Raw genomic sequence first — 15,416 nt, forward strand, 5'->3', positions numbered from 1 at the left:
GCTTTATTTTTCGATACTTTTTTCATCGAACTCAGGTTAATTTGAGTTCGGAGTTAAGATAAACAAGAAATTTCTCCCTAATACCCTAACACCCTAATCCCCTACTTCCCCCTCTCTCCCCTTCCCCTCAATACCCCAACACCGCTTTTGCCCTTATTTCATTAAATTTCTTCCCAACCAGCAACTCCAGAAGACATCACATAGCTAGTAACACTAGATTCAAAGAAATTGGCTTTAGTATTACCGTCTTTTTTCGTGTCAGAGAATTTTTCTAAATGGGTGTAAGGACTTTTGCTATACTGAGGATCTGTATAAAGGGGATCAAGCCCGATCGCTCTTAGTCTAATATTTGCTAAATATTTTGTATAACGTTCTGTGCTTGACTGGGTTATTCCTAGTATATTATCCCCTACAATGTGGTTCGTCCAACGACATTCGTGCTGTACCGCAGTATCAAACATTTCATAAATTTGATCAAGAGAATGAGGAAAAGATCGCATCGCTTCAGGAATCAATCTTTGGTACAATCTAACGTGGGATAATTCATCACGATTAATCATTTTGAATATATCTGCACTACCAGGCATCAACATTCTAGCGGCGAGATTATAAAAGTAAATAAAGCCGTTATAGAAATAGAGACTTTCTAATAAATAATCGGCTAACAAGGCAATAAAATAATTTTCTTCCGTTGGATTATCAATATATTTTTGATACATCTGGGCAATGAATTCACATCTCCCTGCTAATACTTTATCTGTACGCCAAAAATCATATACTTTATCTCTCTTTTCACTAGGGATAATGGTTTCAATCATGTATTGATAAGCGTGATTGTGCATCCCTTCCTGAGAAATTTGTTCTGCCATACATAAACTGATTTCAGGGGCAGTAATTGAACTTTTTAAATGAGGTATATTGCAGGTTTGAACAGAGTCTAAAAAGGTTAAATATGATAAAATACCCTCAAAGGCGCGACGCTCATCATTAGTTAAATTCCAATAATCTGTAACATCTTGTGTAATATCTAATTTCTGGGGAATCCAAAAATTCTCCCGCATCTGTTGATAAAGTCCAATCGCCCATGAGTAGCGTACATCATTAAGTTGCATCAAGTTTGTAGTGTTACCGAACCAAATAGTTCTGTTTTCGATGCGATCATCTCCTTGGGGGTTAAAAATCGGCGTTAGGGGCATTCTATGCCTATTTTCCGGGAATATAGCTACCATAAATTAAATTTTTGTAAATAATAATTGCACTATTAAGTTAAAATTATAGCCTCTCAAGGATTGTAATATGATAAAATACTATTATTACGTGGTAAACTCAAAGTTTACGTAGGTTCGTTGTGAGATAAAAATCCGTGCAAAATTCACACTACAGAATAGTTGGTTTGGCAGGAGAAGGACAATTTGGGAAAGTCTATGCCGCTATACATCGTCAAACAGGAGAATTAGTGGCGCTGAAAGAATTAAATCCTTTCAAATTTTCTACAAAAAAATTCTTAAGAGAAATCCGCATTTTACTGAGTTTAGATCATCCTAACATTATTCGTTGTTATGGGGTAGAGCATTATCAAGGTAAAAGGTGCTTAGTAACAGAATATTGCGATGGAGGCACTTTAAGAGATTTACTCGCTACAAGTAATAGGATAAATATTGAGTATAAACTCAAAATCATTATCGATATATTAGAAGGTTTAAGCCATGCCCACAAAGAGGGAATCATTCATCGAGATTTAAAGCCAGAAAATATTTTACTCTCTGTTACTTCTCAGGGATGGAAAGCTAAAATTTCCGATTTTGGTGTCGCTAAAATTGAAGCTGAAGATGCGATCGCAAATATTAGTAATATGGGTGATACTGGTTCTCCTGCTTATATGGCACCAGAGCAATTTTATGGTAAATATTCCTATGGCTCAGATATTTATTCTGTGGGTATTATTTTATATGAGTTAATTACGGGATTTCGTCCTTTTTCTGGCACTCCTTCGGAGATAATGTTTGCCCATTTAAACAAACAACCCAAATTTCCCAAAAATTTATCTCACAATTTGCGTTTAATTTTAAGAGAAGCCTTGCAAAAATTACCTCAACATCGTTTTCGCACTGCCTCAGAAATGAAAGCACAAATTTTACAATGTGTTTTGGATTTGGAAAATAAAGATATTGGTTTTTATGAAGAAATTAGAAAAAAACCCCTTTATTTAGAATTAATACAAGAAGAATTAAATGAGAAAGAAAACATTATTTGTTTAAAAACTCAAGGCAATTTACTATATCAAACCAGTGCAAAAAAAGTAACAGTTAAAACCTTTAATTTCCACCATCAAAAAATTAATTTTTGCTTTAAAAATAACTATCTTTTTTCTGAAAATATTATTGATTTGAAAGTAGTTAATAATGGTTGTGTTGTTGTTACCAAAGATGGAAAAGAAAGAGATATATATAAACTCCACTTATGTCAGGATAAAAAAAGAAGTTTAATTAATATAAAAAGCAATTATTTTCACTATGGAATAGCTAGTAATTGTCGTTGGTTTGCGGTGACTAAAACAGAAGAAAATGAGCAGGGTTTTCAAATTATCAAAACACGAGATTTATCCCCTGTCACCCCTTTAATCAATGATTTTATCCCCTCAGAAATTATTATTCTTGATTCTTGTCATGGAATTGTTATTTATACTCAAAATGAAATTGATAAAAACCGAACTTATTTTAGATTATTTAACCGTCGAGGAGTTTGGTATGATACTTATACCGTATTTTTACCCTTAAGAAGAATCGTTTACCATTCCCGACATTCTAAAACTTTATTAGCTGGAGAAAGAAAAACAAATAACTTAATTTTGCTTAAGTTTTATCCCTTTTCTGTTAAACGTATTCCTCTTCATTTTTATCCAGATTTTTATTATCCCATGACCACTGGTTTTATTTGTGCTAGTACTTCAGGAAATGTTGCTTTATTAGATTTGGAGGGAAATTTATTAGGTTTATCTCATTTTCAACATAATATAAGAGCGATCGCACCTTTAAATGAAGATACCATTATTACTATTACTGGGGATAATAGTGAACAAAAACAACTAATTTACCGCCTTAAAAACATTAAAAATAACAAAGTTATTCCCATTAATTTCTCCTAGCATAAATACAGTTTTTACCTCAATGTTAGCAGAAAGCCCCCACCATAAACTCAAAAATAAATCGTTTTGGTGACCAGACAAATCAAAATCTTTGTGTTATACTCAATCTTATGGTAACAACTCATTCATAAAAATGCTAGTCATAGAAGCCAAATTGTACGGCAACCAACTCCAATACCAAAAATTAGACGAGATGATTCGTACTGCTAGTTTTGTGCGTAATTCTTGTCTTCGCTATTGGATGGACTCTGAAAAAGTTGGACAGTACGATTTGTCAAGACTTTGCAAAGAATTAGCTGGTGAGTTTGAATGGGCAAAGAAACTTAATTCAATGGCTCGTCAAGCATCCGCAGAAAGGGCTTGGGCTTCTATTAAACGATTTTATGATAACTGTAAAAATCCATCTCTTAAGAAAAAAGGGTTTCCTAAATTTAAGAAAGGACGTTCTGTAGAGTATAAAACTTCAGGATGGCAACTATCTCAAGATATGACGGCTATTAACTTTCGGGATGGATTCAAAGCAGGATGGTTTAAAATGCGAGGTGGATTTGACCTAAATTTCTACCAACTTAATCAGATTAAGCGAGTTAGAGTTATTCGCCGTGCTGATGGTTATTATTGTCAATTCTGTATTGCTCAACAAAGGCTTGAGAATATTAAACCTAGTGGGAATGCCATTGGTTTAGATGTGGGGTTATCTCATTTTTATACTGACAGTAATGGGAAAAAAATAGACAATCCAAGACATTTAAGAAAGTCTGAAAAGCAATTAAAGAGACGACAAAGACAAGTTAGCAAAAAGAAAAAAGGGAGTAATTCTCGCAAAAAAGCGATTAAGAAGTTAGGTAGAAAGCATTTAAAAGTATCAAGGCAGCGTAAAGACTGGCTAGTGAAATTAGCTCGGTGCGTAGTGTCATCTAACGATGTCGTAGCCTATGAGGAATTAACTGTAAAGAATATGGTCAAAAATCATTGTTTAGCTAAGTCTATAAACGATGCCTCATGGAGAACTTTCTTTGATTGGCTAGAATACTACGGCAAAATTATGGGCAAAATTGTTTATGGAGTAAATCCACTATATACGAGTCAAGAATGTCCTAACTGTAAAGCCATAGTCAAGAAAACTCTATCCCAAAGAACTCATATTTGCAAATGTGGTTGTGTGATGGGCAGAGATGAAGCAGGGGCAATAAATATCTTAGCAAAAGCATTGAGAGAATTGAGTAGGGGAGGGCATTCCCAAACTTCCAGTCTGGAACTGGTAAACGCTAATGGACACATCAACCTCTGTCAGTTAAGCGAAAGTTTGGCTGATAAGTTGGGTGGTTGAAGTTAGAATCCCTCACCATAATCTTTTGATTCGGTGACGGGAGAATGTCAATAAGCAAGATTAATAAGAAACTGATGGGCAAAATTATGGATATTATGAATATTACGATAGCTTTCCTGCATCGTTTGTAACTTGCTTCTCGTTTCCTGACAATGAAAAACTTTTTCTATATGTTGCCACACAGATTCAGGATTTTCCCAACTAATAATTAAATTATCCAAGCCAAATTTTAACAATTCCCTTGCCATCCAAGTATTCGCCGTTGTTAAAGGAATATTTCCTGCCATAACTGCCTCCGTAAAAATCCCTGATGTTCTCTCCTGATATGCGATCGCATCGTAGGGTATTAACATAATATCAGTTTTTTGCAACCAATGAATATAATCGAGACGAGACAAATTATCATCAGTAGTAATAACTTTTACTCCCCCATTAATAGAGATTAAATCAGCACTTTTTGCCGTAACTAAAACGAAATTATCCCCATTTTTTATCGGATAATCTGCCAAACTTCTGATTACTTGCCATCCTTTTTCTTCACGAGGAGGACCTGCCCACCAACACAGAATAGAATTATTTTCAATATCCCTATTTTTATCCACAAATTCAGTATGAGGAATAGGCATTACCGTAAAACTTTCCTCAAAATATTTTTCCATAGAATTAGCCAATAACTCACTATCACTAAAAAGATGGAAATGGTCTTTTTTTACAGACTTTTTGAGAAGTTTATTTAATAGTTTATATATGCCTTTAGTTTTATGCTGATGAAAATTATGACGATATAAAACCCAAATATATAAATTATCTTTTGGTAAATTATTAATAGCTAATAATAAAGAAAATAATTGTAAATGAATAAACCTTTCAACAAAAATAATTATCGGTTGGTCACTATTAGAAAATAGCCTTTGTTCCAGAAAAATTTTGATAGTTTTAGCAAATAAATCTACACCCTTAATAGTCTGAAAAATATTAGCTTTTTCTTCCAATTGATTACCCCTAACACAACCTTGCCAATGAGAAGGTAAAGAAGGTAAATTATCCTCCATCGAATAAATAACTTCATGATGCCACCCCAAAATATTCATCGCCTTAGTAATGGACTGATGATAGGGGATAATATGCCCTTCCCCTCCCATTAAATTGGGTATTAAAGAAATAAACAGAGGATTATTTTTTGTTTGGCTATTAATCATAAAGTTGAGTTCAGAATTGGGAGTTAAAATTAAGTATAGAATATCCCCTTTAACAATTATATATAGATTGTCTATTATGACTCTCTCAGTAGAACATCAAATTATCTATCCCGAAAGCGATGGACAACCAATGGCAGACAATACAAAACAATTTCGCTGGATTGTATTTTTGAAAGAAAATTTCGAATGTTTATTTGCTAACAATGCTAATGTCTTTGTAGCAGGTGATTTACTCTGGTATCCCAAGAAGGAAAACCTGATATTCGGGTTGCCCCAGATGTTATGGTAGTATTTGGTAGAGCTAAAGGTGACAGAGGTTCTTATCGTCAGTGGGAAGAAGATAATATCGCCCCTCAAGTAGTGTTTGAAATTATCTCCCCTTGCAATACCATGAAAGAAATGTTGAAAAAACACCAATTTTATGAACGTTATGGGGTTGAAGAATATTACACCTATGATTACGATCGCCATGACTTCACTGGATTTCAACGAATCAATGATAAATTAACCCTTATTGATCATATTAATACTTGGATTAGTCCGAGATTGGGGATAAAATTCGTCTTCACCCAAGAAAAGTTAAAAGTCTATTACCCCGATGAGAGTCCGTTTTTAACCACTATTGAATTAAAACAAAAGGCGGATGCGGAAAAACAACGGGCAGACATGGAAAGAGAAAGGGCAAATTCTGAGAAACAAAGGGCGGATTCTGTTGAGTTGGAATTGGCAAAATTAAAACAGTTTTTGCAACAACAAGGTATTGATTTACCCGAAACCCAATCATAAATAATGGTATCTGAGTTCGGAGTTCGGAGTTCGGAGTTCGGAGTTGAATAAAGAAGTAGGGGAGTGGGGAGTGGGGAGTTGGGAGAAAACTTCTTCACCTGAAACCTGAAACCTGACACCTGAAACCTCTTAACTGTACACTGTTCCCTTTTCCCTGCCTTAACCGAAAATTTTATATCGAACTCAGGTAATGGTGGGCAATGCCCACCCTACAATAAATGTGAAACAGGCATCTTGCCTGTATTCTCCAGAGATTTATCTTTTAGCTAGTTTCTTACTAGGTAACTTGCGTAAACGAATAGACTCAGGAGTAACCTCTACTAACTCATCAGGTCCTATGTATTCTAATGCTCTTTCTAAAGTCATTTCCACAGGAGTTTGCAACTGTACTAATTCATCCCCTGTTGCAGAACGATGGTTGGTTAACTGCTTAGTTTTACAAACGTTTAACTCTACATCTTGGGCTCGGTTACTTTCACCGACAATCATACCCTTATAGACTTTTGTACCCGGATGAATAAAGAAGATACCTCTGTCTTCAGCGTTTTTCATGGCGTAGAAAGTAGAAACACCCTCTTCAAAAGCGATTAAAACACCATTGTAACGGGTTTCTAACTCACCCACTAAAGGACGATATTCATGGAAACTATGGTTCATTATACCTTCACCCTTCGTCATACGGATAAAGTCTCCTCGGAAACCAATTAAACCTCTTGCAGGAATGATAAATTCCATCTGAGTACGTCCATTGCCACTAGACTGCATATCTTGCATTTCAGCTTTTCTTTGACCTAAACGCTCGATACAGCTACCCTGAGCCTCTTCTGGTACGTCTAAAACGAGATATTCAAAGGGTTCGTAGGGTTGTCCATTGACTTCACGGTAAATAACTTGAGGCTGAGACACTTGGAACTCAAAACCTTCACGGCGCATATTTTCGATGAGGATACCTAAATGTAACTCCCCACGTCCAGAAACGATGAATTGTTCCGCCGATTCCCCATCTTCTACCCTTAAAGCAACGTTGGTTTCTAACTCACGGGTAAGTCTGTCTCTGATTTGACGGGAAGTAACGAATTTACCTTCTTGCCCTGCAAAAGGAGAGTTATTAACAGAAAAAGTCATTCTTAAGGTAGGTTCATCCACCTTAATTAAAGGTAAGGCTTGAGGTTCATTGGGGCAAGTGATAGTTTCACCGATATTTGCATCAGAAAAACCAGCCACCGCCACAATATAACCTGCACTGGCTTTGTCTAATTCAACTCTTTGTAAGCCTTCAAAGCCTAATAATTTGCTAATTCGGGCTTTAACCATGCTACCATCTTCTTTCATTAAAGCGGCTTGTTGTCCTGCTTCAATTGTGCCATTATGGATTCTGCCAATGACAATACGTCCTAAATATTCGGAATAGTCGAGGGTGGTAACTTGTAATTGTAAAGGCTTTTCGGGATCTCCTGCTGGTGGTGGAACATGGTGTAAAATCGCATCAAATAAGGGTTGCATATCCACCTCCTCATCATCGAGGTTCGCTTTGGCAAATCCTGCTAAACCAGAAGCGTAAAGGGTGGTAAAATCGCACTGATCATCATCTGCACCTAATTCGACAAATAAGTCAAATACTTTATCGACAGCAGTATCGGGTTCAGCACGGGGGCGATCGATCTTATTAACGACAACAATAGGGCGTAAACCTTTTTCGAGGGCTTTTTTGAGTACAAAGCGGGTTTGAGGCATAGGTCCTTCATTGGCATCCACAATGAGGATACAACCGTCAACCATCCCTAAAACTCGTTCTACTTCACCGCCGAAGTCAGCGTGGCCAGGGGTATCAACAATATTAATTAAAGTATCTTTATAACGTACTGCGGTGTTTTTAGATAAGATGGTGATTCCTCTTTCTCTTTCAATATCATTGGAATCCATCACGCAGGTGGGTATTTCTTCTCCTTCTCGGAAGATACCAGACTGTTTTAATAAAGCATCAACTAAAGTGGTTTTGCCGTGGTCAACGTGGGCAATAATCGCAACATTGCGAATGGGGAGAGACATAAATATTTAACTTAATGTAATGATTATTCATATATTCTCTTCATCTTAACCGATCATTGTTATTTTTTGTTAAATTGTTTACCTATTTTGACTTGTCTAAGCTAAGACTCTCAGAAAAATGTCAGGATGACTTCACGTGATTAAGTATCTTGAAAAATAGCCATCACTCTCTCATATTGCTAAGATAATATTAAGTTTTGTAAAGACAAGAGGCATGATTTTGAAAACGGAAAACATCGTAACCTCATGGCATAAATTAGAGAATATTTGGCAAGGAGGAGAGGAATTAGTCAAAATAGGTTTACCTCATAGTCAACTTGCACCCCCATGGCAGATACTTTTATTAGGGGATGGTTCACCCACTCGACACTTAAGACTTTTAACCAGTGAAACCATTAAAGTTGACATCATCGATATGTCATTGGTGGGTAATAGTCATGACAATGCACCTGCCGATATAGAAAAAGTACCAGGTCCTAGGCTCAGACGGCAAGTATGGTTAAAAACTGCTAGTGGTAAGAGATTGGCTTATGCCTCTTCTTGGTGGGAAGCTAGTCAGGTAGATGATTATTTACAAAATCGCAATTTACCTATTTGGGAGAGTTTATCTAGCTTACACACTGAGTTATACCGAGACATTCAGGGGATTTATTATGGTCATAGTCAAGCCTTAGAAGAAGGTTTTGGGGAAAAAGGTGCATTTTGGGGACGACATTATCTTTTTTGGCACGCTAGGAAACCTTTAACTCTAATTTATGAAGTTTTTTCTCCTTATCTTACTAAATATTTGGGTAAAATGAATTGTAGTTGAAATATTATTTAACTCCCATTGATCTAAGTTTTGTAACAAAAATGGTGGTGATTATTTTAATTTATGAGAAATGGATAAACCACCTTTAATAATTTGCTTTAAGATAGGTTTTGCCATTTTTGCTGTGGCTGGAATTACTACTGTGCCAACTAAAATTGCCCCTAATCCTGCTAAAGCAGTGCGATCGCCTTTGTTATGATCTTCAATAATTTCTTTTAAATGTAAGCTCAAAACTGATTTATCCCAATGAACAACAGACATTAGCTATTCTCCTAATCAATAAAACTTATTATATATTGATTTTATTATTGCATAAGATTTTCATTTGTAAAGAAGATAAAGTTAAATTTTGTAAACAGGATTATTTTCCCTTGTCTTTTGCCTATCTCCTCCTGATGATTTAGATAAGTCGTAGCTTAGTTAGTAATTAAATTAAAATAAATATTTTATTTTGTAATTTAAAATCTTTAGAAAAACTAAACTATATTATTGCATATATTTAGCAATTATTACTGGAGGCAATATTGATTACGTGATTAATTCTATAGATCTTGAAATAAAAAGTTTTTAGAAAAAGACACAAAATCAAAACAAAGAACTATAATGGTAAATGTAAAGGTTAAACTCCCCAAGAATGCTAAATAGTGGGAAAACCAAAATTAGTTCAAGAATAAGGAGATATTCATGATGAAAGGAAGAGGTGGATTTCGCCAAGGTGCAGGACGTAAACCCCTGTGGCAGAATGGAGAAACTCAAACTATTCGTGTGCCTATGGCTCTTAAAGATGATTTAATGAGTATTGGTAGGGAATTAGATCAAGGGCGAGGGGTGATAATGGGGAAAACCTGCGTCCAATTAGAAAATATTGTGGAGCGATGGGAGGCTAAGTGCGAAGAAAATCAGGGTGAGGAATGGGATAATATTCGGCAACTAATATTAGAAATAAAAGAGGTTTTAGCTCAAAGACAGAATAGAGGTAGAATGGGCAACAGACATCGACATCAACAAGGTCAATGTCATAAAAAACAAATGAGAAGGGGTAATCCCAATTGGGTTGACGCAGAAACGGATATTGTTGACTAAAATCAATTATTTGTTATCGTTGAGTTAAGGAAACCTCCGATTTCTAACGTCTTCAGCAAAATAGTTCACTGATGTTAGGATAGTTTCTCTCAAATTGGCGTAGGGTTTAGCAAAGGGGGGCAGTTTATCTGATAAGCCTAGTAAGTCGGAAGTAACTAAAACTTGTCCATCACAGCTATTTCCCGCACCAATTCCAATAGTGGGGATGGTTAGCTCTTTTGTTATCTTTTGGGCTAAGTCTGCGGTAATGTGTTCTAAAACAATGGCAAATGCACCAGCTTCTTGAAGTGCAATGGCTTGATGGAAAATTTTTTCTTGTTGTTCGGGGGTTTTTCCTTGTTTTTTATAGCCTAAAATCCTTACTGACTGAGGAGTTAAGCCCACATGAGCCATTACGGGGATGCCAACTTCTGTTAAACGGGTTACAGTATTGATCATGGCAGGATAGCCTCCTTCTAATTTGACTGCTCCTGCATTGGTTTCTTTGATTATTTTTCCTGCGGATTCTATGGCTTGACTTACATCTCGTTGATAGGTTAGAAAGGGTAAATCACATACCACTAAAGCCCGATTAACTCCTCTACAAACAGCTTTTGTATGATGGATCATTTCTTCTAGGGTGACAGGGAGGGTGCTAGAATGACCTAATGCTACCATACCCAGTGAGTCCCCTACTAAGATTAAATCAACTCCTGCTGAATCTAATAATTGTGCGATCGCATAATCCCAAGCAGTTAAAGAAACAATAGGGCGTTTTTCCCCTTTCCATTGTTGTAAATTTTGAATTGTTACCTTCATTTAAGAAATTAGAAATTAAGAATTAGATTTCAATTAGGAATCAGGAATTAGGAATAAAAACCCTCGCCTCTTGCCTTTCCATAAGTGCCTAATATCTCTAGTATCTTTTATTTTGTTACTGAGTAAACCATTATGTATCCCTCATTCTACATTTTACATTAGACGTTTGCTTAAGGGGTTTGCCAAATACGTTCATGATAAGCACTCGGATCTATTAAGGGATCGTTATCATGATGATGGTGATGATGTCCATGGGAATGATCATGGTGAGAATGATCATGGTGGTGATGGTGATTATCGTTATTTTGTAAAGCATTGAGACGGAATTTGCACATTTCACAATTCATCTTTACTTCTCCTAATTGGGTTTCTATTTCTCTTTCTCTCACCAATTGTAATAATTCTGGTTGAATACCCATTTCTGGTAAACATTTAATGTCTATTTCAGGATAGGTTGTTTGATGCTCTTGTGTAATAGTAAATATTTTTTTCATCAACGCACCCATAAAAAGAAAGTAGGGTAAAACAATAATACGCTTCGGTTGATAGAGTAAGGCACGACGGAAACCTTCTTCCAGACGAGGGTGAGTAATGCCAATAAAACAGGTTTCTACAGTTTTGTAGCCACTTCCTTCCCACAAAATACGGGCTAATTTATAAACATCTCCGTTGGCATCTGGATCACTTGAACCTCTACCCACAAATAGTAAAACTGTATCTTCTCTGGTGATTTGGTGAGGGTTATATTCCTTTGAGTCTAATTTATTTAAACGCTCTTGCCACAAATTAATAATGCTAGGATTTATACCAAAATGTCTGCCATAGTGGAAAGTTAGTTGAGGATATTTAAGACGAGTGCGATCGAGTTCATTTGTAACATCAAATTTATTATGACGAGCGGCAAACAGCAATATTGGTAAAGCAGATATATCTGTGTATCCTTTTTCTACACAATAATCAACTCCTGTCATAATATTGGGTTCAGTTAATTCTAAAAAACAAGGAATAACAGGACGAGATGTGTCTAATTTTTGATAAGTTTCTACAAATTCGAGAAAGATTTGTTTACCATGAGGATCTCTTGTACCATGACCAATCATTAGAAGCGGACGTTGATAAGGTAAAGGAGTTAAGGTAATTTCTTGCTCTTGTCTGGGTAATTGTTCGATAATTGCAGTTTGCATTAATTAAATTTTTTAATCCATGAGATAAATAAAATTCCTTTTAAATTATAGCCATACCCTGAAATGACGGTAAATGCCTTCAGGGGGGGATTAAGAATTAATAATTGAGATATTTCTAGGTTTTCAGTTCATTTATACTCTTGTCAATATTATTGTCTCTGTGCCATTATTAAATTAATTGGCTTAAAGCCATTTTAAGAGAGGAGCAAAAAATGCCTATTTTTATCAATGATGAGCAGATTTTTTCCTTCGTTTTTCCTGCAGGAGAGTCTCATGTCAGGATTTCCCCCGAAATGATTAAACCCATAACGGTGATAGAGGCATGGTTGTATAAAGCAGAGGATATTATGGCTTTATTACTATCTGTTGATGCGATTCGTCGTTTTTGTTTGGGTGTCAAAATTCATTTAACTATTCCCTATTTTCCCTATGCTAGACAGGATCGAGTTTGTAATCAGGGAGAGGCACTCAGTGTTAAGGTAATGGCAAATTTAATTAATAGTCTCAGGTGCGATCGCATCTTAGTTCTCGATCCCCATTCTGATGTAACCCCTGCTCTAATAGATAACTGTCAAGTCAAAACCCAAACGGATATTATCTTTGATAGTGTTTTAAAAAATATCTTAATTGAAGATAATTGGGCATTAGTTGCTCCTGATGCAGGGGCAGAGAAAAAAGTTTTGACAGTGGCACAACGTTTAGGATTAAGAGATGTTTTCTGTGCTAGTAAAATTCGTGACTCAAAAACTGGAAAAATAACGGATACCACTTTTCATGATGACGTTAAAGGGAGGAAAGTCTTGATAGTGGACGATATTTGTGACGGCGGTAGAACTTTCATTGAATTGGGTAAATTATTACGAGAAAAACAAGCAGAAACGATTTATTTATATATCACTCACGGTATTTTCTCAAAAGGCTTACAAGTTTTAAATCCCTATTTTGATCATATCTATTGCTATCACTCTTTTTTACCCATAACAGAAGAAAATCAAGATTTTATAACAGTTATATCATCCCATGACAGACACTCCCAACCATTGAAAGAAATGAGCAATTAGTTAGGGAATTGGAGAGAGAAATGAGGGAGAGTGGGAGTTATGTACTAATTTTTAATTACCACTGCCCTTTTATTGTTAACTATCTTTGTTCTTTCTCAAGATATTCTTAGTTTTCTATGCTTGTCAATTTTTAGTTGTCAATTGTTTAATATTTTTGCTAATTGTCAATCAAAAGTTAGCAATATTACCTAAAATTACTAAACTTCAAATTGGATTCAATATAAAACCGTCGCATTAGGAAAGGTATCAAGTAGCTGAGACTAATCATTATTTAACAATCAGGATGTGAGATTAAAGAATTTAGAACAAAGTTTAAATCATTAATAAGGAGTAAAAGCCATGAATATTAATCCCCTTCACGCCATTGATTTTTATAAAACCGATCATCGTCGTCAGTATCCCCAAGGTACAACGGAAGTCTATGCTAACTTTACTCCTCGTAGTGGACGTTTAGCTAAAGTTTTAGATTCTGATGATGTGAGTGTTATTTTTTTCGGACTACAGTATTTTATTCGAGACTATCTTATCGATTGTTGGAACGAAAATTTCTTTAAGCAAGATAAGCACAAAGTAGTCTCAGCTTATAAAAGACGTATGGATAATTCCCTTGGTGTGGGTGCAATTCCAACTAATCATATTGAAGCCTTACACGATTTGGGTTATTTACCCCTAAGAATTAAAGCCTTACCCGAAGGAAGTAAAGTTGATATTGGTATTCCCTTGCTAACAGTGGTTAACACTCATCCTAATTTTTTCTGGCTAACTAACTATATTGAATCAGTGATGTCAACTTATCTTTGGAAACCGATTACTTCAGCAACTACTGCTTTTCAATATAAGAAACTGGTGACAAGGTATGCCTTAAAAACAGGTACACCTTTAGATTTTGTTCCTTTACAATGTCATGATTTTTCTTTTCGGGGTTTATCTGGCATTCAAGATGGAATCATTAGTGGTTCGGCTCATCTTACCTCATTTTATGGCACAGATACGGTACTTGCGATCGACCTTTTAGAAAATTATTATCATGCTGATGCAACTAAAGAAATAGTGGGTGTTTCTGTTCCTGCAACGGAACATTCAGTCATGGCAATGGGTTTACAAGATGGAGAATTAGAGACATTTCGTCGTTTAGTCGAAGATTTATACCCCAGTGGGATTATTTCCATTGTTTCCGATACATGGGATTTTTGGAAGGTGGTAACGGAATATACTGCCATCTTGAAAGAGAAAATTTTAAATAGAGATGGTAAAGTTGTTTTACGTCCTGATAGTGGTGATCCTGTTAAGATAATATGCGGTGATAAAAACGCACCACCTTACACCCCAGAAAATAAAGGGGCTATACAATGCCTATGGGAGATTTTTGGCGGTACAATTACCCCTCAAGGTTATAAAATGCTTGATTCTCATATTGGACTTATCTACGGAGATTCTATCACCCTCGATCGCGCTTCACAAATATTATCTAAATTAGAAGAAAAAGGATTTGCATCAGGAAACGTAGTATTTGGCATCGGTTCTTATACTTATCAATATGTAACCCGTGATAATTTCGGTTTTGCCGTTAAAGCCACTAGCGGAGTCGTCAACCATCAACGCCGTAATATTTTTAAGAGTCCAAAAACTGATAATGGAGTGAAAAAATCGGCAAAAGGATTACTAAGAGTTGAACAAGAAGGAAATAAATTTGTTTTATATGAGCAACAAACAGAGAAAGAAGAAAAACAAGGAGCTTTAGATACAGTATTTTTGAATGGAAAACTCATCAAAAGCCATAGCCTGACAGAAATTCGTCAAAGAATAGCACAAAATCTTAAGACTGAATCTAAGTCAAAACTATCGTTAAGATAGTCAATTATCAATATCAAATAATAGTTAATTAAATGAAAACTTACTTAAAAAAACTTAGAAATTGAAAAGATATTTGTATGAGATCATTAAAATAACGTGAATTATAACAATGATTA

General features: G+C 35.5%; 12 protein-coding genes and 1 pseudogene. 7 read left to right on the forward strand and 6 right to left on the reverse strand.

Annotated features, from left to right (window positions below; all coding sequences use genetic code 11):
- Window positions 1-161 precede the first annotated feature (161 nt).
- Window positions 162-1,196, reverse strand: a complete 1,035-nt coding sequence (locus Dongsha4_RS04315; RefSeq protein WP_425590789.1) for a ribonucleotide-diphosphate reductase subunit beta — start codon at window positions 1,194-1,196, stop codon at window positions 162-164.
- A 167-nt stretch (window positions 1,197-1,363) separates the two neighbouring features.
- Here Dongsha4_RS04315 and Dongsha4_RS04320 point away from each other — a divergent pair, with 167 nt between their 5' ends.
- Entirely contained in the window at window positions 1,364-3,145 is a 1,782-nt protein-coding gene (locus tag Dongsha4_RS04320; RefSeq protein ID WP_330204510.1) for a serine/threonine-protein kinase, read from the forward strand.
- Window positions 3,146-3,278: 133 nt separating this feature from the next.
- A complete protein-coding gene (locus tag Dongsha4_RS04325) occupies window positions 3,279-4,475 on the forward strand; it encodes a transposase (protein ID WP_330204511.1) in 1,197 nt (398 codons plus the stop codon).
- A 47-nt stretch (window positions 4,476-4,522) separates the two neighbouring features.
- On the opposite strand, the gene Dongsha4_RS04330 is transcribed toward Dongsha4_RS04325, so the two are convergent.
- Window positions 4,523-5,674, reverse strand: a complete 1,152-nt coding sequence (locus Dongsha4_RS04330) for a hypothetical protein (protein WP_330204512.1) — start codon at window positions 5,672-5,674, stop codon at window positions 4,523-4,525.
- A 76-nt stretch (window positions 5,675-5,750) separates the two neighbouring features.
- Here Dongsha4_RS04330 and Dongsha4_RS04335 point away from each other — a divergent pair.
- A pseudogene (locus Dongsha4_RS04335) lies at window positions 5,751-6,460 on the forward strand (Uma2 family endonuclease).
- Between the two features lie 255 nt (window positions 6,461-6,715).
- Here the strand turns inward: Dongsha4_RS04335 and typA are convergent.
- Complete coding sequence (typA, locus tag Dongsha4_RS04340; protein ID WP_330204513.1) at window positions 6,716-8,509, reverse strand: translational GTPase TypA; 1,794 nt, start codon at window positions 8,507-8,509, stop codon at window positions 6,716-6,718.
- A gap of 214 nt (window positions 8,510-8,723) precedes the next feature.
- Between typA and Dongsha4_RS04345 the strand changes: the two genes are divergently transcribed.
- The gene (locus Dongsha4_RS04345) at window positions 8,724-9,320 is read left to right on the forward strand and encodes a chorismate lyase (protein ID WP_330204514.1); all 597 of its coding nucleotides are present in this window, start codon (window positions 8,724-8,726) and stop codon (window positions 9,318-9,320) included.
- A gap of 51 nt (window positions 9,321-9,371) precedes the next feature.
- On the opposite strand, the gene Dongsha4_RS04350 is transcribed toward Dongsha4_RS04345, so the two are convergent.
- A complete protein-coding gene (locus tag Dongsha4_RS04350) occupies window positions 9,372-9,581 on the reverse strand; it encodes a hypothetical protein (RefSeq protein ID WP_330204515.1) in 210 nt (69 codons plus the stop codon).
- Between the two features lie 423 nt (window positions 9,582-10,004).
- Here Dongsha4_RS04350 and Dongsha4_RS04355 point away from each other — a divergent pair, with 423 nt between their 5' ends.
- Window positions 10,005-10,403, forward strand: coding sequence for a hypothetical protein (locus tag Dongsha4_RS04355; RefSeq protein ID WP_330204516.1), 399 nt, complete (start codon window positions 10,005-10,007; stop codon window positions 10,401-10,403).
- 24 nt (window positions 10,404-10,427) lie between these two features.
- Here the strand turns inward: Dongsha4_RS04355 and panB are convergent, their stop codons facing one another.
- Window positions 10,428-11,201 carry a 3-methyl-2-oxobutanoate hydroxymethyltransferase gene (gene panB / locus Dongsha4_RS04360; RefSeq protein WP_015220087.1) on the reverse strand — a complete coding sequence of 258 codons (774 nt, stop codon included), beginning with the start codon at window positions 11,199-11,201 and terminating at the stop codon, window positions 10,428-10,430.
- Between the two features lie 170 nt (window positions 11,202-11,371).
- Window positions 11,372-12,385: a sirohydrochlorin chelatase gene (locus Dongsha4_RS04365; protein ID WP_330204517.1), complete on the reverse strand. Its 1,014-nt coding sequence runs from the start codon at window positions 12,383-12,385 to the stop codon at window positions 11,372-11,374.
- 212 nt (window positions 12,386-12,597) lie between these two features.
- On the opposite strand from Dongsha4_RS04365, the gene prs reads away from it, so the two are divergent.
- Window positions 12,598-13,446 (forward strand): ribose-phosphate diphosphokinase, encoded by an 849-nt coding sequence (prs, locus tag Dongsha4_RS04370; protein WP_330204518.1) that lies wholly within the window; start codon window positions 12,598-12,600, stop codon window positions 13,444-13,446.
- 339 nt (window positions 13,447-13,785) lie between these two features.
- Complete coding sequence (locus tag Dongsha4_RS04375; protein WP_330204519.1) at window positions 13,786-15,300, forward strand: nicotinate phosphoribosyltransferase; 1,515 nt, start codon at window positions 13,786-13,788, stop codon at window positions 15,298-15,300.
- The last annotated feature ends 116 nt before the right edge of the window (window positions 15,301-15,416 follow it).

The organism is Cyanobacterium sp. Dongsha4 (genome assembly GCF_036345015.1).
Classification (GTDB): domain Bacteria; phylum Cyanobacteriota; class Cyanobacteriia; order Cyanobacteriales; family Cyanobacteriaceae; genus PCC-10605.